Annotated in this window: 18 protein-coding genes and 2 pseudogenes; 12 read left to right on the top strand and 8 right to left on the bottom strand. The window is 72.2% G+C overall.

What is annotated here, in order from left to right; genetic code table 11:
- Positions 1 to 1,201, top strand: a pseudogene (locus ABN273_RS53935) (hypothetical protein); the annotation flags it as partial.
- 5 nt (positions 1,202 to 1,206) lie between these two features.
- On the opposite strand, the gene ABN273_RS53930 reads toward ABN273_RS53935, so the two are convergent.
- The 3 genes from ABN273_RS53930 to ABN273_RS53920 all read right to left on the bottom strand — a co-directional run bounded on the left by ABN273_RS53930 (position 1,207) and on the right by ABN273_RS53920 (position 3,842).
- Positions 1,207 to 2,241: an aldo/keto reductase gene (locus ABN273_RS53930; RefSeq protein ID WP_349457536.1), complete on the bottom strand. Its 1,035-nt coding sequence runs from the start codon at positions 2,239 to 2,241 to the stop codon at positions 1,207 to 1,209.
- Positions 2,242 to 2,295: 54 nt separating this feature from the next.
- Positions 2,296 to 2,763, bottom strand: coding sequence for a hypothetical protein (locus ABN273_RS53925; RefSeq protein WP_349457535.1), 468 nt, complete (start codon positions 2,761 to 2,763; stop codon positions 2,296 to 2,298).
- A 104-nt stretch (positions 2,764 to 2,867) separates the two neighbouring features.
- A complete protein-coding gene (locus tag ABN273_RS53920) occupies positions 2,868 to 3,842 on the bottom strand; it encodes an aldo/keto reductase (RefSeq protein ID WP_349457534.1) in 975 nt (324 codons plus the stop codon).
- 144 nt (positions 3,843 to 3,986) lie between these two features.
- Between ABN273_RS53920 and ABN273_RS53915 the strand changes: the two genes are divergently transcribed.
- From ABN273_RS53915 to ABN273_RS60060, 4 genes and pseudogenes are all read left to right on the top strand, one after another.
- Positions 3,987 to 4,538, top strand: coding sequence for a hypothetical protein (locus tag ABN273_RS53915; RefSeq protein WP_349457533.1), 552 nt, complete (start codon positions 3,987 to 3,989; stop codon positions 4,536 to 4,538).
- Between the two features lie 85 nt (positions 4,539 to 4,623).
- Complete coding sequence (locus ABN273_RS53910; protein WP_349457532.1) at positions 4,624 to 5,007, top strand: hypothetical protein; 384 nt, start codon at positions 4,624 to 4,626, stop codon at positions 5,005 to 5,007.
- 42 nt (positions 5,008 to 5,049) lie between these two features.
- Entirely contained in the window at positions 5,050 to 5,628 is a 579-nt protein-coding gene (locus ABN273_RS53905; RefSeq protein ID WP_349457531.1) for a TetR/AcrR family transcriptional regulator, read from the top strand.
- Between the two features lie 83 nt (positions 5,629 to 5,711).
- Positions 5,712 to 6,674 (top strand): annotated as a pseudogene (locus ABN273_RS60060) (MFS transporter); the annotation flags it as partial.
- 130 nt (positions 6,675 to 6,804) lie between these two features.
- Here the strand turns inward: ABN273_RS60060 and ABN273_RS53895 are convergent.
- Positions 6,805 to 7,245, bottom strand: a complete 441-nt coding sequence (locus ABN273_RS53895) for a MarR family winged helix-turn-helix transcriptional regulator (protein WP_349457529.1) — start codon at positions 7,243 to 7,245, stop codon at positions 6,805 to 6,807.
- A gap of 123 nt (positions 7,246 to 7,368) precedes the next feature.
- On the opposite strand from ABN273_RS53895, the gene ABN273_RS53890 reads away from it, so the two are divergent.
- The 6 genes from ABN273_RS53890 to ABN273_RS53865 all read left to right on the top strand — a co-directional run bounded on the left by ABN273_RS53890 (position 7,369) and on the right by ABN273_RS53865 (position 13,125).
- Entirely contained in the window at positions 7,369 to 8,109 is a 741-nt protein-coding gene (locus ABN273_RS53890; protein WP_349457528.1) for a phytanoyl-CoA dioxygenase family protein, read from the top strand.
- Positions 8,110 to 8,210: 101 nt separating this feature from the next.
- Positions 8,211 to 9,752, top strand: a complete 1,542-nt coding sequence (locus tag ABN273_RS53885) for an ABC transporter substrate-binding protein (RefSeq protein ID WP_349457527.1) — start codon at positions 8,211 to 8,213, stop codon at positions 9,750 to 9,752.
- Positions 9,749 to 10,726, top strand: coding sequence for an ABC transporter permease (locus ABN273_RS53880; protein WP_349457526.1), 978 nt, complete (start codon positions 9,749 to 9,751; stop codon positions 10,724 to 10,726). Before ABN273_RS53885 ends, ABN273_RS53880 begins: the two co-directional genes overlap by 4 nt.
- A gap of 26 nt (positions 10,727 to 10,752) precedes the next feature.
- Positions 10,753 to 11,598 carry an ABC transporter permease gene (locus ABN273_RS53875; RefSeq protein WP_349457525.1) on the top strand — a complete coding sequence of 282 codons (846 nt, stop codon included), beginning with the start codon at positions 10,753 to 10,755 and terminating at the stop codon, positions 11,596 to 11,598.
- Positions 11,595 to 12,491 carry an ABC transporter ATP-binding protein gene (locus tag ABN273_RS53870; protein WP_349457524.1) on the top strand — a complete coding sequence of 299 codons (897 nt, stop codon included), beginning with the start codon at positions 11,595 to 11,597 and terminating at the stop codon, positions 12,489 to 12,491. Before ABN273_RS53875 ends, ABN273_RS53870 begins: the two co-directional genes overlap by 4 nt.
- On the top strand, positions 12,484 to 13,125 hold the full coding sequence (locus ABN273_RS53865) for an ABC transporter ATP-binding protein (RefSeq protein WP_349457523.1): 642 nt from the start codon (positions 12,484 to 12,486) through the stop codon (positions 13,123 to 13,125). Before ABN273_RS53870 ends, ABN273_RS53865 begins: the two co-directional genes overlap by 8 nt.
- Positions 13,126 to 13,218: 93 nt before the next feature.
- Here ABN273_RS53865 and ABN273_RS53860 read toward each other — a convergent pair whose 3' ends face one another.
- The 3 genes from ABN273_RS53860 to ABN273_RS53850 all read right to left on the bottom strand — a co-directional run bounded on the left by ABN273_RS53860 (position 13,219) and on the right by ABN273_RS53850 (position 15,619).
- On the bottom strand, positions 13,219 to 13,662 hold the full coding sequence (locus ABN273_RS53860; RefSeq protein ID WP_349457522.1) for an SPW repeat protein: 444 nt from the start codon (positions 13,660 to 13,662) through the stop codon (positions 13,219 to 13,221).
- 150 nt (positions 13,663 to 13,812) lie between these two features.
- Complete coding sequence (locus ABN273_RS53855) at positions 13,813 to 14,256, bottom strand: CBS domain-containing protein (protein WP_349457521.1); 444 nt, start codon at positions 14,254 to 14,256, stop codon at positions 13,813 to 13,815.
- A gap of 214 nt (positions 14,257 to 14,470) precedes the next feature.
- The gene (locus ABN273_RS53850) at positions 14,471 to 15,619 is read right to left on the bottom strand and encodes an epoxide hydrolase family protein (RefSeq protein WP_349457520.1); all 1,149 of its coding nucleotides are present in this window, start codon (positions 15,617 to 15,619) and stop codon (positions 14,471 to 14,473) included.
- A gap of 63 nt (positions 15,620 to 15,682) precedes the next feature.
- Here ABN273_RS53850 and ABN273_RS53845 point away from each other — a divergent pair, with 63 nt between their 5' ends.
- Positions 15,683 to 16,639 carry a helix-turn-helix transcriptional regulator gene (locus tag ABN273_RS53845; protein ID WP_349457519.1) on the top strand — a complete coding sequence of 319 codons (957 nt, stop codon included), beginning with the start codon at positions 15,683 to 15,685 and terminating at the stop codon, positions 16,637 to 16,639.
- Between the two features lie 109 nt (positions 16,640 to 16,748).
- Here ABN273_RS53845 and ABN273_RS53840 read toward each other — a convergent pair whose 3' ends face one another.
- On the bottom strand, positions 16,749 to 17,720 hold the full coding sequence (locus ABN273_RS53840) for an ArsR/SmtB family transcription factor (protein ID WP_349457518.1): 972 nt from the start codon (positions 17,718 to 17,720) through the stop codon (positions 16,749 to 16,751).
- Positions 17,721 to 17,744: the final 24 nt, after the last annotated feature.

Raw genomic sequence — 17,744 nt, 5'->3', positions numbered from 1 at the left:
CGTCCCGGGCGTGTTCCTGGCCTGCGGGCAGGTGCGCGCGGGGGAGGAGGCGCGCTTCCGCAGCGTGCTCACCGTCCCGCGCACCGGCTGGCTGGCGGTCGGGGCCGGGGCGGCGAAGACCGTGTGGCTGGACGGCGAGGAGCTGCCGCTGGTCGACACCGGGTACGCCGCGGTCTCGCGCTCGCCGCTCGCGCCCGGCGAGCACCTGCTGGAGCTGCGGCTCGTCCCGGACGAGGAGCTCGACCTGCGTGCCTACGCCTGCGTGGTCGCCGACCCGTCCGACGCGGCGCGGCCCGAATGGATCGGCGGGCCGATGGAGACCACCGTGCGCGCCGGCGAGCCGCCGTACGAGGTGCTGCAGGTGGCCTCGACCGCGTACTGCCGGGTGCTGGTGAACGGGCAGGAGGCGGGCAGACAGGGCGGCTTCGACCCGTACGCGGAGGCGGACATCCCGCGCGTGCGCCGCTACGACGTGTCCCACCTGCTCCGGCCCGGTGACAACACGATCACGGTGGAGTCCGGCGGCTGGGTCCTGGTCGACGGCCTCGTGGTCTCCGGCCCCGGCTGGCGGTCGAGTCCGCGGGTGCGGCGGCGCCAGCACGGCGACCCGGCCGCGCTCCATCTGCGTCCCCGGCCGCATCCGCTGCCCGAGGCGGGCTGGCTCGATGGCCGCGTGACCGCGTTGCCCGCCACGTTCGCCATGCCAGGCAGCCGTCCGCGCACCGAGCGCTTCCTGCTCGATCCGCCGCCCGGCATGACCGGGGTCGAGGTGGACGCGGCGGGTCCCGTGCGGATCCACGGAACCGAGCTGGCGGTGACGGGGGCCCTGACCGGCCCCGTCCGCTTCACCTGTGGCCCCGGCCGGATGCGGCTCGGCGACTGGGAGGAGCGCGGGCTGTCCGGCTACAGCGGCGGCGTCCGCTACCGCACCACGATCAGCGCCGCCGCCGGGCCGGGCGTGGTCGATCTCGGCAGGGTCCGGGGCACGGCCGAGGTGACGGTGAACGGGCGGTCCTGCGGGATCAGGGTGTGCTCGCCCTACACCTTCGACGTGCGGCTGGACGAAGGCGAGAACACCGTGGAGGTCCTCGTCCTCGGCACCCTCGCCCCGTACCTGGACGAGATCAGCCCCACGCACTTCGTTTTCCCCGGCCAGCGCAGCACCGGCCTGTTCGGCCCCGTCCGCCTGCGCACGGCATAGCTCACTTACACGGCCGGCGGATTGAGCCGGGCGAAGCCCTCCTGGCGCCGGTACGGGAAGTACGGGTACGGCGCCGTCACCGTGCCGGCCGCGTCCAGCCGCGCCACCTGGTCGGGCGTCAGGTTCCAGCCGATCGCCCCCAGGTTCTCCCGGAGCTGCGACTCGTCGCGGGCGCCGACGATGACCGAGGAGACGGTCGGGCGCTGGAGCAGCCAGTTCAGTGCGACCTGCGGGATGGACCTGCCGGTCTCCGCGGCGATCTCGTCGAGGGCGTCCACCACCGTGTACAGGTGCTCGTCCGCCACCGGCGGCCCGAAGGCGGCCGTCTTGTGCAGGCGGCTGCCCGCGGGGAGGGGGTGGCCGCGGCGGATCCGGCCGGTGAGGCGGCCCCAGCCGAGCGGGCTCCACACCACCGCGCCGACGCCCTGGTCGAGGCCGAGCGGCATCAGCTCCCACTCGTAGTCCCGCCCGACCAGCGAGTAGTAGACCTGGTGCGCCACGTAACGCGGGTAGCCGTACCGCTCGGCGGTGGCGAGCGACTTCATGAGCTGCCAGCCGGAGAAGTTCGAGACGCCCACGTACCGCAGCTTGCCCGCCCTGACCAGGTCGTCGAGCGTGGACAGCACCTCCTCCACCGGGGTGAACGCGTCGAAGGCGTGCAACTGGAAGAGGTCGATGTGGCCGGTGCCGAGGCGGCGCAGCGCGTCGTCGACCGCCTTGACCAGCCGGGGCCGCGAGGTGCCCGCGTCACCGGGTCCGTCGCCTGTGGGCAGGCCCGCCTTGGTGGAGATGAGGGCCCGGTCCCGCCGCCCCTTGAGCGCCTGGCCCAGCACCTCCTCCGAGGCGCCGTCGGAGTAGACGTCGGCCGTGTCGAACATCGTGACCCCGGCGTCCAGCGAGATGTCCACCAGCCGCCGGGCCTCCGCCACGTCGGTGCTGCCCCAGGCGCCGAACAACTCGCCCTTCCCGGCGAAGGTGCCGGCGCCGAAGCTCAACGCCGGCACCTTCAGCCCGGACGCCCCCAACTGCCGATATTCCATGAAAAATCACTCCTTAATGGGATCAATGTTCCTTTAAGGAGTCAACGTAGCACACTAACGGGATATATGTTCCATTATGGCGGCGGCGTGCGGGACGGGGCGGCGGCGGTGGAAGGAGAGGGTGGCCAGGCAGAGCAGCACGGCCCACACCGCGCAGTAGCCGCCGAAGAGGGCGCCGCCCCGGTCGGTGAGCAGGGCGCCCCCGGTCATGCCGATCCCGCCCGCGGCGGCCACCGCCGTGCACAGCCAAAGCAGCGCGGCCATCGCCCGGCGGAGGAACGGCCGCCGGATCGGCACCAGGGAGGCCAGCACGAGGGCGGCCACGAACAGGCCGGAGGCGGCGTTGGCCCATTGGGCGCGCGCGACCTCGCCGGGCCCGTACTTCAGATAGCTCTCGGGGGCCACGTGCGGGCCGCCGGTCACACTGAGGCGGTCGGTGAGCGCGAAGTGAATCTTGGATGCGACGTACAGCAGGGTCCAGGAGGCCGCCGCCCAGGCAGTCCATCGTCCGGTCGTGGTCATGCCACGATCGTGCCGGTCGCCCGGGTGGCGGCGGTTCCCCGCCAGGAGCGAAGGTCCTAGCTCTTACGAGGGATATCCCCTATGCGCTCCCGCGGGGAGATGCTCTATGCCTCGATGCCCGCCTCCTTGGCGGCGCGGTCGATGGCGGCCAGCTCGTCGTCGCTGAAGTCGAGCCGGTCCACGGCGGCCACGTTCGCCTCCAGCTGCTCGGGGCTGGAGGCGCCGACCAGCACCGACGTGACGCGCGGGTCCCTGAGCGCCCAGGCCAGGGCGAGCTGCGCCACCGTCTGCCCGCGGGAGGAGGCCAGCTCGGCGAGCGTCCGCACGAACGTCAGCACCTGCGGCGTGACCCTGTCGGGGGTGAGGAAGCGCCCTTCCGCCGCCCGCGAGTCGGCGGGGATGCCGTCGAGGTAGCGGTCGGTGAGCAGGCCCTGGGCCAGCGGCGAGTAGACCACGCAGCCGACGCCCTCCTGCTCGAGCACGCCCAGCAGGTCCTGCTCGATCCACCGGTTGAGCAGCGAGTAGGACGGCTGGTGGATCAGCAGCGGGGTGCCGAGTTCGCGCAGCAGCCGGGCGGCCTGCGCGGTGCGCTCGGGCGAGAAGTTGGACACGCCCACGTACAGCGTGCGCCCGGTGCGGACCATGTGGTCGAGCGTGGCCACCTGCTCTTCGAGCGGGGTGTCCTCGTCGTCGCGGTGCAGGTAGAAGATGTCCACGTAGTCGAGGCCGAGCCGCTTCAGCGACCGGTCGAGCGTGGCCAGCAGATGCTTGCGCGAGTTGCCCTTGCCGTACGGGCCGTCCCACATGGGGTTGCTGCCCTTGGTGGTGACGACCACCTCGTCACGCAGCGACCGCGGCAGCAGCCGGTTGAACGTCTCCTCCGCGGCGCCGAACGGCGGGCCGTAGCGGTCGGCGATGTCGAAGTGCGTGATGCCGAGGTCGAGTGCCTTGTTGAAGATGGCGCGCTGGCTGTCGAGGGATTTGCCCCCGCCGAAGTTGTGCCACAGGCCGAGCGACACGGCGGGGAGGAGGAGACCGCTACGGCCGCACCTTCTGTACGGCTGGCGTTCGTAGTCCAACGATTACCTTCCTGCGATCGGAGATCTAGGGCGCGGACCCCTGCCTTCAGCTATGGGGGAAGCCCTTCTATCGAATCTATCGAATCTTTGAGCGGTCGCGCCTGCTGAGGCCCCGCCCGCTCCGGGAGCAGGTAGAACGGGTGGATGGGATTCGGCGTACGGGAGTTCGAGCTGTCCTTGATGCACCGGATGCGCGACCTCAACCCCGAGCGGGTGGAGGAGGCGCTGGACGCCATGGGCGCGTCCAGGGCCGAGCTGCGTGCCGCCCACGCCCAGTGGACGCGGATGCTCCACTCGCCGAGGCCCCCGAAGGGGCTGCGGAGGCTGCTCGGCCCTCCGTCGTACGCCGGCACGACCTCCATGGGCAGCCTGACCTGTGACGTGGCCCGCTGGGCCCTGCCCGCCTGGCCGGGGCTGGAGTTCGAGGTCCTGACCGGCCCCGGCGGCGAGGTGTGGAACCAGTGGTTCGTCCGCCCCGCGGGCCCGAGGGCGTTCTCCTTCGACGAGCTGGCTCCCTGGGGATGCGTCGTCGGCGACGTCAGCGCGAGCTTCCCCGGCGCCGTCCACCTCGAAGGCCAGGCCCCGCACCACTGGGCGGTCGATCTCACCCACGACGGCGCGAGTTACCGCGCCCGCTTCGTCCACGGCCTCTGCCAGCGCATCGACGTCCTCCAGACAGCTGGCAAGGCCGGATGATCGATCGCATGATGATGTTGCGACCTGTCGTCCCGGCCCCCCGGGGGCGGGACGCTTTCATGCCCCGGTCAGGAAGGTGACGAGCATGCCCCCCAAGCCAGAGTCCCGTCTTCCCCGCCGCCTCGCCGTCGTGGCGGCCGTGATCTCGGGAATCCTCGCGTTCGGGGGACTGTCCCCGGCCGCCTCCGCGCAGGAGGACCTCGTCTGCGCGCCCGAGGCGACGGTCTGCCAGGAGATCCGGGGAGTCCCCGCCGACTACCGCTACTGGTTCATGATCCGGCCCGCGCCGGTGACGGCCACCTTCTCCTTCACCGTCAACGACGTCCCCACCCCCGGCTCCCTGGACACCACCGTCGCCGGCACGGCGCTCGAAGGGGACTTCCGGCCCGCCGTGGTGCTGGTCAGCGGGGACCGGGTGTGCATGCGCCACAGCGGCGGCACCGGCGAGTACTGCGCCACCACGCCATAGCCGTTCTTTACTGAGCTGTACAAAATGAGCTAGCCTCCTGCCATGGGCAGGCCGCGTGAGTTCAGCGATGAGGCAGTCGTCGACGCAGCGATGGCGGTGTTCTGGGAGAAGGGTTACGAAGCGACCAGCACCCAGGACTTGTGTGAGCGCACCGGACTCGGGCGCGGCAGCCTCTACAACGCCTTCGGCAGCAAGCACCGCCTGTACGAGGCGGCGATCCGCCGCTACGCCGAGACCAAGGCCGAGGCGCAGCTGGCGATGCTGGCCGAGGCCGGGTCGGTGCGCGAGCGGCTCAGGGATCTCATGCTCGGCGTGATCGACGCCGACATGGCCGACCCCGGCCGGCGCGGGTGCCTGGCGCTCAACGCCGCCACCGAGTCCAGCGGGCGCACCACGGCCGTCGCTGGACTGGTGCGCCGCCAGTTCACCGACCTGGAGCAGGCGCTGTGCCGGCTGGTGGAGATCGGGCAGAGCACGGGCGAGCTGTCAGTCGAGCGCACGCCGCTCCAGGTGGCGCGCGCGTTCCAGAGCGCGTACTACGGCCTGCGCGTGCTCGCCAAGGTCACCGACGACAGGAACGCCCTCCTGGACGTCGTCGAGGGGGCCGTCGCCGCCCTGTAGAGATCCGGCCGCGGTCCGTCGAGCCGCGGCCATTTTTACGCCCTCATTTTGTACTGATCTGTAAAGAAGGAGAGCTGAGGCTGATGAGACCCACTGTGCCGTCCCTGATGGTGTGTGTTTTCGGGATCACGACCGGCGAGTTCGTCATCGCCGGGATCCTCCCGGACATCGCCGCCGACCTGGCCGTCTCCATCCCGGCCGCCGGGCTGCTGGTGACGGCGTACGCCATCGGGATGATCGTCGGCGGGCCCGTGCTGACGGCGCTCACCGCCCGCTTTCCGCGCAAGCCGCTCATCCTGGTCATGCTCGGGATCACCGTCGCCGGTAACCTCGCCTCCGCGCTCGCGCCCGCGTACGGCGTGCTCTTCGCGGCCCGGATCGTCACGTCGCTGGTGACGTCCACGTTCTTCGCGAACGCGATCGTCATCGCGGTGTCCACCGCCCCGCCCGGCAAGCAGGCCTCCACGGTCTCCAAGCTCGTCTTCGGGATGAACCTGTCGATGATCCTCGGCGCGCCCATCGGCACGTTCATCGGCGCCGACCATGGCTGGCGGGCCACGTTCCTGGCCGTCGCGGCGTGCTGCGCGGCCGGGTTCCTGCTGGTGTGGCGGGTGGTGCCGGACGTGCGCGACGAGGTGGCCGGGACGTCGGCCGTGGCCGAGCTGCGGGTGTTCCGCGCCCGTGACGTGCAGCTCGCCATCGCGGTCACGGCCGTGGGCAACGCGGGGCTGTTGATGGTGTTCACCTTCTTCGCGCCCCTGGTCACGGATGTCACGGGCTTCCCGGCCGCGGCGGTGGCCGTCCTGCTGCTGGTGTACGGGGTCGGCGCGGCCGCCGGCAATTTCGCCGGCGGCCGGCTGGCGGATCGGGCGCCGATGCGGTCGCAGCTCGGGCTGCTGGGTGCGCTCGCGGCGGCACTCGTCCTCATGTGGGCGGTCAGCGCCAGCATGGTGATCACCGCGGTGATGGTGTTCGTGCTCGGTGCGGTGGGATTCTCGGTCATCCCCGGCATGCAGGCGCGCGTCCTGTCCGCCGCCTCGGCGGCGCCGACCCTGGCCATGGCGGTGAACGCCTCCGCGTACCAGCTCGCCGCGGCCTTCGCCGCCTGGCTCGGCGCCCGCGCGGCACCGGCGGGGCGGCGCCGCCTGGCGGGCCGGGCGGCGCCCCCGCGCACGATCAAGGTGTGCGGAAGGCCGCCTGCACCGCGTCGGCGATCTGGCGCTGGATCGGGTCCGCGTCCGGGCCGAACAGCAGCTCGTCCACCCCGGCCACCGCCTGTTGCGCCGCCTCGAGCAGCCGCGCGCCCTCGGGCGTCACCTCGATCGTCGAGGCCGACCCGGCGCGGGCCGTGCTGTCGCGCACCAGCCCCGCGCCGGCGAGCGCCTTCACCGCGGTGTGCACGCTCTGCACCGTCGTCCCCGACATCCGCGCCAGCTCGCTGAACGACACCCCGGGCACGCCGGAGATGTGACCGAGCAGCGCCAGCCGGCTGACCGTGAGATCGAGCGGGGCCAGCGCGGCGCCCAGCTCGGTCTCGATCCGGCGTGCCAGCGTGAGCAGGATGATGGAAGTGCTGGTCACGGGCGGGCCGGGGCGATCGTCGTTCTCGATGGTCACCCCGCTAGTTTCCCGCACCGGCGGCTCGCGGCCACACCACCTGGTGTTTCCGGAAAAGGTGTCAAGGGCCGCCCGGCGGTGGGCATCACCGAGATGGGCCACGTACGCGGCGGGAGAACGCGAATGACCGATTCGGCAATGGTGCGGTACTACAGGGACAACGGTTACCTGCTGGTCAAAGGGCTGCTCAGCAAGGGTGAGGCGCGGACGTACCGGGAGGAGTGCCACGGGGTGCTCGCGCGGTTGCGCCCGACGGATCCGACCTGGGGGAGCGCGCGGCAGCTCGGCGGGGGCGCGACCGAGCTGCGGCACTGCCACGACGCGCAGTTCTACTCGGCCGCGTTCGCCCGGCTCATGGTCGATCCGCGCTTCACCGACGTGGCGGCGGCCCTGATGGGCTCGGAGAACGTCCAGCTCCACCACACCAAGATCTTCGTGAAGCCCGCCGAGAAGGGTTCGCCGTTCCCCATGCACCAGGACGCCGCCCATTTCCCGCACACGCGCCACACCATGGGCGCGGCCATCTTCCACTTCGACGACGCGCCCGAGGAGAAGGGGTGCGTGCGGGTGGTGCCGGGGAGCCACAGGAACGGGCCGCTGCCGCACATCGAGGAGGGCGGATGGCACCTGCCGCTGTCGCAATGGCCGCTGGAGTCGGCCGTCCCGGTCGAGGCCGAGGCGGGCGACGTGCTGTTCCTCAGCTACCTCACCGTGCACGGGTCGGGCGTCAACCGGGCGGACGAGGCCCGTACGACCCTGCTCATCCAGTACCGCGACCCGCGGGACCTGCCCGCCGGCGACGTGCACCGCTCCAGGGGGCAGGGGATGATGTTGCGCGGGGTCGATCCGGCACGCTACGCCTGAGCCCAGCGCGTGCCACGACGCCGCCTGGAAGCCCCGTTCGCGGGGGTGCAGCAATTGCGAGCTTCTTGCAATAGCGATATCTTCGCCTTAAGGTCGCCTGCATGAGGCGAAGATCGGCCCTGTTCGGGGTAATTGTCCTGGCGTTAACGGCGTGCTCGACTCCCTCGCAGCCCGTGGCGGCGCCCGCGCAGGGCACGGCCGTGCTGGGGCTGGGGTCCGAGCCCGACTCGCTCAACCCGGTGCTCGGTTACGCCCCGGACGGCGGGGCGCTGGTCTTCGACGGCCTGGTCCGCCGTACCCCCGGCCTGAAGCTGGAGCCCGCGCTGGCCGAGTCGCTGCCTCCGGTGGACGGCGAGAAGGTCACCTTCACGCTGCGCCAGGGTGTCACGTTCCACGACGGCAGAGCGCTGACCAGCGCCGACGTCGTCTACACGTACGAGCAGGTGCTGAAGCCCGCCAACAACTCGCCCATCAGGGGCGACTACGCCGCCATCGAGAAGGTGGCGGCGCCCGACCCGCGCACCGTCGTCTTCCACCTCAAACACCCGTACGCCCCCATCCTCCAGCGGGCCACACTCGGCATCGTCCCCGACGGCTCCGGCCTGTCCGGCACGCCCGTCGGCACCGGACCCTACGCGTTCGTGTCCTGGACCAAGGGCGACAAGATCACGCTCAAGGCCAACGAGGGCTACTGGGGCGACGCCCCGGCGATCAAGAACCTGGTCCTCGCGTACACCTCCGACGACAACGCGCGGGCGACCAGGATGGCGGCGGGCGAGTTCACCGCCACCGAGCTGCCGCCCAAGGCGGTCGCCCGGTTCAGGAATCAGCAGGGGATGACCGTTCACGAGGTGCCGACCGCCGACTACAGAGGGGTGATGTTCCCGCTCGAGCAGCCCGTGACCGGCGACCTGGCCATCCGCAAGGCGCTCGGCCTGGCCGTGGACCGCGCCGCGATGGTGTCGGCGATCCTGGCCGGCGCGGGCAGCCCGGCGTTCGGGCCCGTCGCGCCCGACACGAGCTGGCACAACCCCGCCGTGGCCGGCTCGCCCGCACCCGACCGGGCCACGGCCGTGGCCACGCTGGAGCAGGCCGGATGGAAGCCGGGCGCGGACGGCATCAGGGTGAAGGACGGCACGGCGGCCAGGTTCACGCTCATGTACCCGGCGGGCGACTCGCTGCGCAAGGAGCTCGCGCTGGCCGTGGCCTCGGACGCCAAGCAGGTCGGCATCGACGTGCGGCTCGCCGGGCTCGACTGGGACGCCATCGACCAGCGCCTGTCGAAGGACGCGCTGATCATGGGCTGGGGCAGCCCGTACGACCCCGACTACACCAACTACGAGCTGTTCCACTCGTCCTTCTCCGGCCAGGGCTACTTCAACCCCGGCCGCTACCAGAACCCCGACGTGGACCGCCTGCTCGACACGGGCCGCCGCTCGTCCGACCAGGCCGCCCGCAAGAAGGCCTACGACGAGGTGCAGAAGCGCATCAGCGACGACGCCGTCTGGCTGTACCTGGTCTACCTCAAGCACACCTACGTCGTACGCGGGAACTGGACCGGCCTCACACCAGGCGTCGAGGCGCACGAGCACGCCACCGGCGGCCTGCTCGGCACGGTCGTGAGCTGGAAGCCCGCCTCGTGACCTGGGTCAGGATCGTGGCCTGGCGGCTGGCGTTCGCCGTGCCGCTGCTGCTGGCGGTGACGTTCGGGATGTTCGCGCTGGCCAAGGCGTCCCCGTTCGACCCCGTACGGCAGTACCTGGGCGAGCGGGCGATGGTCACGAGCCCGCAGATCATGGCCGAGATCAGGGCGAACTGGGGCCTCGACCGGCCCCTCGTCGAGCAGTACGTCACCTGGCTCGGCAACCTGCTCGGCGGCGACCTCGGCGAGTCCCGGTCGCTGCGGCTGCCGGTCGCCCAGGTGATCGGCGAGCGGCTGGGCTGGACGCTGCTGGTCGTCGGCTGCGCGCTCGTGCTGATGCTGGCCGCCGGCCTGGCCGTGGGCACGCTGGCCGCCTGGCGGCGCGACTCGTGGCTGGACCGGCTCGTCACCGGGACGGCGTTCACCAACGAGGCGGCGCCGGTCTTCTGGGTCGGGCTGCTGGCGATCTGGGTGTTCTCCGTGACGCTGGGCTGGCTGCCCGCCGGCGGGCTCACCGATGCCGCCTCCGCCGCCGTCACCCTGCCGGACCTGCTGCGGCACATGGTGCTGCCGGTGGCCGTGCTGGCGTTCTCGCAGTCGTCGTGGCTGCTGCTGTTCGTGCGGGAGTCGGTCATCGGCGTGCTGCGGGAGGACTTCGTGACCGGGGCCAGGGCGCGTGGGCTGCGCGAGCGCACCGTGCTGCTGCGGCACGCGCTGCGCTCGGCTCTGCTGCCCTTCATCACGATCGTCGGGGCCCGGGTGCCCGAGCTGGTGACCGGGGCGATCCTGGTGGAGTCGGTGTTCTCCTGGCCGGGGGTGGCGGGGACCACGATCAAGGCGGCGCTGGCGGTGGACTTCCCGCTGCTGGCGGCGCTCACGCTGCTCGCCACGGTCGCGGTGGTGGCCGGGAACCTGCTGGCCGACCTGGCGTACACGGTGGCCGATCCGCGCGTACGCGTCCTCGGGGTGAGCTGATGCGTACGCGTGCTCGAGGTGGGCTGATGCGTGCGCGTGCTCGGGGCGGGCTGATGACGCCGGGTCGCCGTCTCGCCGTGGGGACGATCGCCGTGCTGGTCCTGGCCGTGGTGCTGGTGCCGCTCGCCGTACGGCTCGACCAGCAGCTGGTGGACCTGCGGGCCGCCGGGCTGCCGCCCACCCTCGCCCATCCCTTCGGCACCGACGAGGTCGGCAGGGACGTGCTGGTCCGCTCGATCTACGGGCTGCGGGTCTCGCTCCTGGTGGGGCTGGTGGCCGCCGTGGCGAGCGTGACGATCGGCGGGCTGGTCGGGCTGGTGGCGGGCGCGGCGGGCGGGTTCGCGGACCGCCTGCTGATGCGGGTGGTGGACGGGTTCAACTCGCTGCCGCACCTGCTGTTCGGAATCTTCATCGTGGCGCTGTTCGCGCCCAGCGCCACCGCGGTGGTCGTGTCCGTGGCCGTCACCCATTGGACGACGGCCGCCCGGATCGTCCGCTCCGAGGTGCTGTCGCTGCGCGGCCGGCCGTTCGTGGACGCGGCGATCTCCGGCGGGTCGAGCCGCCTGCGGATCGTGCTCCGGCACTTCCTGCCCAACCTGGCGCCGCAACTGCTGCTGGCGACCGTGCTGATGATCCCGCACGCGATCTGGCACGAGACGGCGCTCAGCTTCCTCGGACTGGGGCTGCCCGCCCACCTGGCCTCCCTCGGGAACATGATCAACGACGGCCGGCAGTCGCTGCTGGCGGGCGACTGGTGGTCCAGCCTCTTCCCCGGGCTGCTGATCCTGGTGCCCACGCTCGCGGTGTCCGGGCTGGCGCAGCACATACGGGACCGCGCGAACCCGCGCTGGAGATCGGAGCTGGCGCTGTGAAGCTGCGCGTGGACGGGCTGTCGGTACGTTTCCGCATCCCCGGCGCGGTCGTGCACGCCGTCACGGACGCCCGGTTCGAGCTGCGCGAGGGGCGCTGCCTGGCGGTGGTGGGCGAGTCCGGATGCGGCAAGTCCGTGATGGCGCACGCCCTGCTCGGCCTGCTCCCCGGCAACGTCACCGTCACGGGTCACGCCTGGCTCGACTCGCTGGACCTGGTGGCCGCGCCGGAGAAGGTGCTGGCCAGGCAGGTGCGCGGCCGGTTGATCGGGCTCGTCCCGCAGAGCCCGGCGGCCCACCTCACCCCGGTGCGCACGGCCCGCGCCCAGCTCGCCGAGACGCTGCGCGAGCTCGGCCGCGCCGAGACCCCGGACGCGCTCGCCGAACGCGCGGGCCTGCGCCCCCAGGACCTCGACCGCTACCCGCACCAGCTCTCGGGCGGCATGGCCCAGCGCGTCGCCAACGCCCTCGCGCTGGCCGGCGACCCGCCGCTCATCCTGGCCGACGAGCCCACCACCGGCCTGGACCGGCCGCTCGTGGACGCGACCATGGCCGAGCTGCGCCGCCTGTGCGACGAGGGCCGCGCGGTGCTGATCATCACGCACGATCTGCGCGCCGCCGAGCAGGTGGCCGACGACATCGCGGTCATGTACGCCAGCCGCATCGTCGAGCGGTCCGAGGCGGGCGCGTTCTTCGCCGGGCCCCGGCACCCGTACGCGAAAGGGCTGCTGGACGCGCTGCCGTCACGGCGGTTCGAGCCGATCCCCGGCCAGCCGCCCGAGCTCACCCGGCTCCCGGACGGTTGCGCCTTCCGGCCCCGCTGCCCGCAGGCCACGCCCGCGTGCGAGGACCGGCCGGACATGAACGAGAAGGGAGTGGCCTGCCACCATGCTTGACGCCACCGACATCACGGTCTCGTTCGGCCGCCGCCGGGTGCTCGACGGGGTGTCGCTGTCCGTACGCCCCGGCGAGGTCGTCGGCCTGGCGGGCCCCAGCGGGTGCGGCAAGTCGACCCTGGCCCGCGTGCTCGCCCTGCTGCTGCGCCCCTCGGCGGGCACGGTCACCGTCGACGGCGAGGCCGTGACCCGGTGGCGGCACCGCGCGCCCGCCCTCATCACCTCGATCGGCCTGATCTTCCAGCAGCCCCGGCTCGCCGTCGACCCGCGGTTCACGCTGCTGGACGTGATCGCCGAGCCGCTGCGCGCCGCGCGACGGCCGGTGGAAAGGGCGTACCGGCTGGCGGAGGAGATGGGATTGACGCCCGAGCTGTACGGCCGCCGCCCGCACGAGGTGTCGGACGGGCAGCTCCAGCGGGCCTGCGTGGCTCGGGCGCTGGCCCTCGAACCGCGCTACCTGATCTGCGACGAGATGACCACGATGCTCGACGCCTCCACCCAGGCCCACCTGGTCGCCCGGATCGAGGCATACCGGAAGGGCACAGGGGCAGGCGTGCTCGCCATCAGCCACGACGCCGAGCTGCTCGAACGCTGGGCAGGCGAGAACGCGCTGCTCGTCCCGTGCACCGCGTAACTCGTGCACCGCGTAACTCGTGCACCGTGTAACTCGTCATGGACCGGCGGAGGGCCGCCGTACACTGACGCGCCGCCCTCCGCCATCGCGCGCTCAGCGTCGTCGTGTGGACATGAAGCCGAGCGCGGCGCAGGCCAAGCCGGTTGCGAGGATGATCGCCCCCGTGATCACATTGCTGACGATGGAAGAGGTGCTGGCCCCGTGTGGAGGCAGCACCCATGGGGCGATGACGGTCCAGACGCCGATGATCGGCATGACCCAGGTGATGCCATGTATGCGGCCGTAAGCCGAGGCGATCCCGGCCCCCACCAGCGCCACCGCGATTCCGGTGACGAGGTTGTTGACGGTCAGGGTTGTGTGGCCGAACATGCCCACCACCCATGGCGAGATGGCCAGGTAGAGGCCGCTCAGGAAGGCGAGTCCGCTGACGGACTGCCCTGAAGGTCTTTGGGAAACCCAGTCGTAGCGAGCGCGGAGCGCGGCTATGTCAGGGTGCTGGTCCATGTCGAACGTCGGACGCGTCGGCTGGTCAGCCATGTCGCACACCACCTTTCTCGTCTCGAAGAGAGGTGTGGATATTGATCACCTGCCCGCTCCGTCACGCCAACACCCCTGGTCGGGTAACGTTTCTTTAAATCCTTACCCCACACCCGCGACCCCGGGCCGCGGCCCCGCTGGAGACCTTGATCAGAGCTCCAGCACGTGGTCCAGGAGCGACTGCAGCGTGACCGCCCCCACCAGCCGCTCGCCGTCCACCACGGCCACCAGCGGGCTCCGCGTACGGGCCATCAACGCGGCCAGCTCCAGCACGGTGGCCTTCATGTCGGCCACCGGCAGCTCCCGTGGCTGCTCGGGCAGGCACTCCCGCACCGTTTTGCCCCCGAGCCGCCGCAGGAAGAGGTCGGCGTGTGCCTCGTCCACCACCCGGGCCAGCGCCGGATCGTCCTGGCAGTAGGCAGGGACCGCGAGGCGCAGCACCTGGGTGCCGGGCAGGATGCTGAGAGGGCGGCCGTCCTGGTCGACCAGGATGAGCCCCGGCAGGTCCTGCTCGGCCAGCAGCTTGGCCGCCTCGAGCGCCGGGGTGTCGAGGGTGACCGTCGGGAACTCGACGGCGAGATCGCGTGCGCGCATCAGTGGCCTCCGCGATCCACCCTACTGCGCCGCTCTCTCCGGCCGGCTGGGGCTGCGGGCCAGGATCGCGGCGCAGGCGGAGACCAAGACGCTGAGCATGAGCGACGTGCGCCGCGTCGTGCGCAAGGTGGTCATGTTCAGCCTCGTCTGCGAGGCCGTCGCCGCCGGGCGGGCCGAGAAGGTCGAGCGCTTCGCCGAGTTGCCCTGAGCGCCGTCAGGTCAGGGACCGGAAGAACTCGCGCAGGTCGGCCACCAGCACGTCCGGCGTCTCCAGCGCCGCGAAGTGCCCGCCGTGGTCGAACTCGGACCAGCGCACCACGTTGTGCACCCGCTCGGCCAGCGGCCGCACCGAGAAGTCCGTGGGGAAGACGGCCGCCGCGGTGGGCACCGTGCCCCGCTCCCGCGGCCCCCACATGCTGAAGTCGTTGAACCGCTCGTAGTACGTGTGCGCCGTCGAGCCCGCCGTCTCCGTAAACCAGTAGATGCTGACGTCGGTGAGGATGCGGTCCCGGTCCACGGCGTCCTCGGGCAGCTTCGCCGCCGGATCCGTCCAGTCCTTGAACTTCTCCACGATCCAGGCGAGCTGCCCGGCCGGCGAGTCGTGCAGCGAGGCGGCGATGGTCTGCGGCCGGGTCCCGTGCACCTGCAGGTACGCCCCGAGCTTGTCCTGCCACTCCTTCATCCCGGCCAGCCGCGCCTGCTCGGCCTCCGTCAGCGACCCCATCACCGCCGGGTCCGGGAAGGTGAGCAGCCCGTTGACGTGCACGCCGATCACGTGGTCCGGCGCGGCCCGCCCCATGAGGGGCGCGATGAAGGCAGAGACGTCCCCGCCCTGGACGCCGTACCGGTCGTACCCCAGCCTGGACATCAGCTCGACGAGCGCGGCGGCCGTGCGGCCGTCCGTCCAGCCGGGGCCGGGCAGCGGGCTGGAGAAGCCGTAGCCGGGCAGCGACGGGATCACCAGGTGGAAGGCGTCGGCGGCGGAGCCGCCGTGCGCCGCCGGGTCGGTGAGCGGGCCGATCAGGTCGAGGAACTCGACGACCGAGCCGGGCCAGCCGTGCAGGAGCAGCAGCGGGGTGGCGTCCGGCTCGGCCGAGCGGACGTGCAGGAAGTGCAGGTCCGTGCCGTCTATCGCGGTGGTGAACTGCGGGTACGCGTTCAGCGCCGCCTCCTGGGCGCGCCAGTCGAAGCCGTCGGCCCAGTACTCGGCGAGGGCGCGCAGGTAGCCGGTGGGCACGCCGCGCTCCCAGCCGGTGCCGGGCAGCTCGGGAGCCCAGCGCGTGCGCCGGAGGCGGTCGCGCAGGTCGTCGAGGTCGGCCTGGGGGATGTCGATGCGGTACGGCGTGATGGCGGTGTTCGTCATGTCTGCGACAGTAGAAGGGATTGGTGACAGGTTCTGGCACCGATGGCGGGCAGAATGGCCTTCATGTTGGAGACTTCGGCGCGGCTGCTCCGCCTGCTGTCCCTGCTCCAGTCGCGCATGGACTGGACCGGCGCCGAGCTGGCCGAACGGCTCGAGGTCGGCCTGCGTACCGTGCGGCGTGACATCGACCGGCTGCGCGAGCTCGGCTATCCCGTCGACGCGACCCCCGGCGTGGCCGGCGGCTACCGGCTCGGCGTCGGAGCGGCGCTGCCGCCGCTGCTGCTCGACGACGAGGAGGCGGTGGCCGTGGCGATCAGCCTGCGGACGGCCGCGACCGGCAGCGTGGCAGGGCTGGGGGAGGGGGCGCTGCGGGCGCTGGCCAAGCTGCAGCAGGTGCTCCCGTCGCGGCTGCGGCATCGGGTGAGCGCGTTCCAGGAGGCCACGGTGCCGCTCGCCGGCGCCGCGGCCCCGCCGGTGAGCGCCGACGTGCTCACCGGTCTCGCCGCCGCCTGCCGGGACCACCGCCGCCTGCGGCTGCGCTACCGGGGCCGGGACGGGGTCGCGACGCGCGAGGTGGAGCCACACCGGCTCGTGCACACGCCCCGCCGCTGGTACCTGCTGGCCTGGGACGTGGCCAAGGAGGACTGGCGGACGTTCCGCGTGGACCGCGTCGAGGGCCCGCTGGGGGAGCAGGGCGCGCGGTTCACGCCGCGTCCGGTGCCGGAACAGGACGCGGCCTCGTACGTGTCGCGCGCCATCACCTCCGCGCCCTACCGCTACCAGGCCCGCATCCTCTTCCACGCGCCCCTGGAGGCGGTCGCCCCCCGCACGTCGCCGGGGGCGGGGCGGCTGGCGGCGGTGGACGCGGGGACGTGCCTGTTCCTCGCGGGGTCCAATTCGCTGGACGAGCTGGCGGTCTGGATCGCGGTCAAGGGCTTCGACTTCGAGGTGCTCGACCCGCCGGAGCTGCTGCCGGTGCTGCGCGAAATCTCCGAGCGCCTCGGGAGAGCCGCCTCGTAGGCCCCGGTTGCCTCAGCCAGTGGTGGCCGGTCGCCTTCACGGAGGACGGCCACACGTACGCCTCGGCCGAGCACTACATGATGGCGCACAAGCCATCATCCCGCCCCCGTCAACCGGTTTCCGCGGTCTGAGCCCGGACCAGCACGTCGCCGGTCTCCGTGCGGTAGTAGAGCACCGAGCGGCCCGAACGTCTGCGGCCCACGAGGCGGGCGTCCAGCAGGACCTTCAGATGGCGGCCGACCGAGCCCAGTCCCTGGCCGGTGAGGGCCACGAGCTGGGTCGTGCTCTTCGGGGAGTCCAGCAGCACGAGGACGCCGGCCCGGGCGTCGCCCAGCAGGCGGCCCAGCGCCTCGGGCGGCTCGGCCGGGACGCCGGCGAGCGTGCCCGAGCACGGGTACACCACCGCGGAGCGGTCCGAGTCGTCCCATGAGACCCAGCCCTGGCGGGGTGTGACTGGGACGAACATCAGGCGCGCACCCGAGAGGTCCCGCGGCGGATGGTCGTAGGCGTTGATGCGCAGCCGCCCGTCCCCCAGCCAGCGCATCCCCGGGCGCAGGCCGTCCAGGGCGGCCGCCCAGCCGCCCCGGCTCAGCCGCGCCGTGCGGGCGACGACGTCGGCCTCGATGACGCGGCGGCGCCGCGGCCAGTAGGGCAGCACCGACTCCCGCCACACCCACTCCACGTGGCCGGCGAGGCGTTCCGGCAGGTCGGACCGGTGCAGGGCGGGCGGGAGCGGGCCGCCGAGCGACACGGTCAGGTCCTCGCGGGCCTGGCCGGGTGGTGTCTCGCGGATGCTCGCCAGCTCCTCCTCGAAGGAGGAGTCCTCGCCGGTGGGCGTGGGGGTGAGGAAGTCGGCGTTCCAGGTGGGCCCCAGCGCGGCCCGTATGAGCAGGGCAGTGACCGGGTCGGCCGCCAGCCGCGCCCGGTAGGCCGGCAGGTGGGCGTCGAGCCACGCGCGCTCGCCCGGGTGCGCGGCCGTGCCCCGCTCCAGCGCCTTCAGGGTCGCGATGGCCTCCGCCAGCGGCGAGACGACGAAGCGCCCGTTCGCCAGCGTGTCCGCGCTGATCTGCCAGAAGCCCAACGATGTTTCGCCTCCCCGCGAAAC

The organism is Nonomuraea sp. B19D2 (assembly GCF_040137845.1).
Taxonomy (GTDB): domain Bacteria; phylum Actinomycetota; class Actinomycetes; order Streptosporangiales; family Streptosporangiaceae; genus Nonomuraea.
The sequence above is the reverse complement of the archived record's forward strand: the minus strand, read 5'-3'. Positions and strand labels throughout refer to the sequence as shown.

Bases quoted from the DNA above. Each gene is read 5' to 3' on its own strand.
- ABN273_RS53930 (WP_349457536.1), bottom strand. From the start codon at position 2,241: ATGGAATATCGGCAGTTGGGGGCGTCCGGGCTGAAGGTGCCGGCGTTG.
- ABN273_RS53925 (WP_349457535.1), bottom strand. From the start codon at position 2,763: ATGACCACGACCGGACGATGGACTGCCTGGGCGGCGGCCTCCTGGACC.
- ABN273_RS53915 (WP_349457533.1), top strand. From the start codon at position 3,987: ATGGGATTCGGCGTACGGGAGTTCGAGCTGTCCTTGATGCACCGGATG.
- ABN273_RS53910 (WP_349457532.1), top strand. From the start codon at position 4,624: ATGCCCCCCAAGCCAGAGTCCCGTCTTCCCCGCCGCCTCGCCGTCGTG.
- ABN273_RS53905 (WP_349457531.1), top strand. From the start codon at position 5,050: ATGGGCAGGCCGCGTGAGTTCAGCGATGAGGCAGTCGTCGACGCAGCG.
- ABN273_RS53890 (WP_349457528.1), top strand. From the start codon at position 7,369: ATGACCGATTCGGCAATGGTGCGGTACTACAGGGACAACGGTTACCTG.
- ABN273_RS53885 (WP_349457527.1), top strand. From the start codon at position 8,211: ATGAGGCGAAGATCGGCCCTGTTCGGGGTAATTGTCCTGGCGTTAACG.
- ABN273_RS53875 (WP_349457525.1), top strand. From the start codon at position 10,753: ATGCGTGCGCGTGCTCGGGGCGGGCTGATGACGCCGGGTCGCCGTCTC.
- ABN273_RS53865 (WP_349457523.1), top strand. From the start codon at position 12,484: ATGCTTGACGCCACCGACATCACGGTCTCGTTCGGCCGCCGCCGGGTG.
- ABN273_RS53860 (WP_349457522.1), bottom strand. From the start codon at position 13,662: ATGGCTGACCAGCCGACGCGTCCGACGTTCGACATGGACCAGCACCCT.
- ABN273_RS53855 (WP_349457521.1), bottom strand. From the start codon at position 14,256: ATGCGCGCACGCGATCTCGCCGTCGAGTTCCCGACGGTCACCCTCGAC.
- ABN273_RS53850 (WP_349457520.1), bottom strand. From the start codon at position 15,619: ATGACGAACACCGCCATCACGCCGTACCGCATCGACATCCCCCAGGCC.
- ABN273_RS53845 (WP_349457519.1), top strand. From the start codon at position 15,683: ATGTTGGAGACTTCGGCGCGGCTGCTCCGCCTGCTGTCCCTGCTCCAG.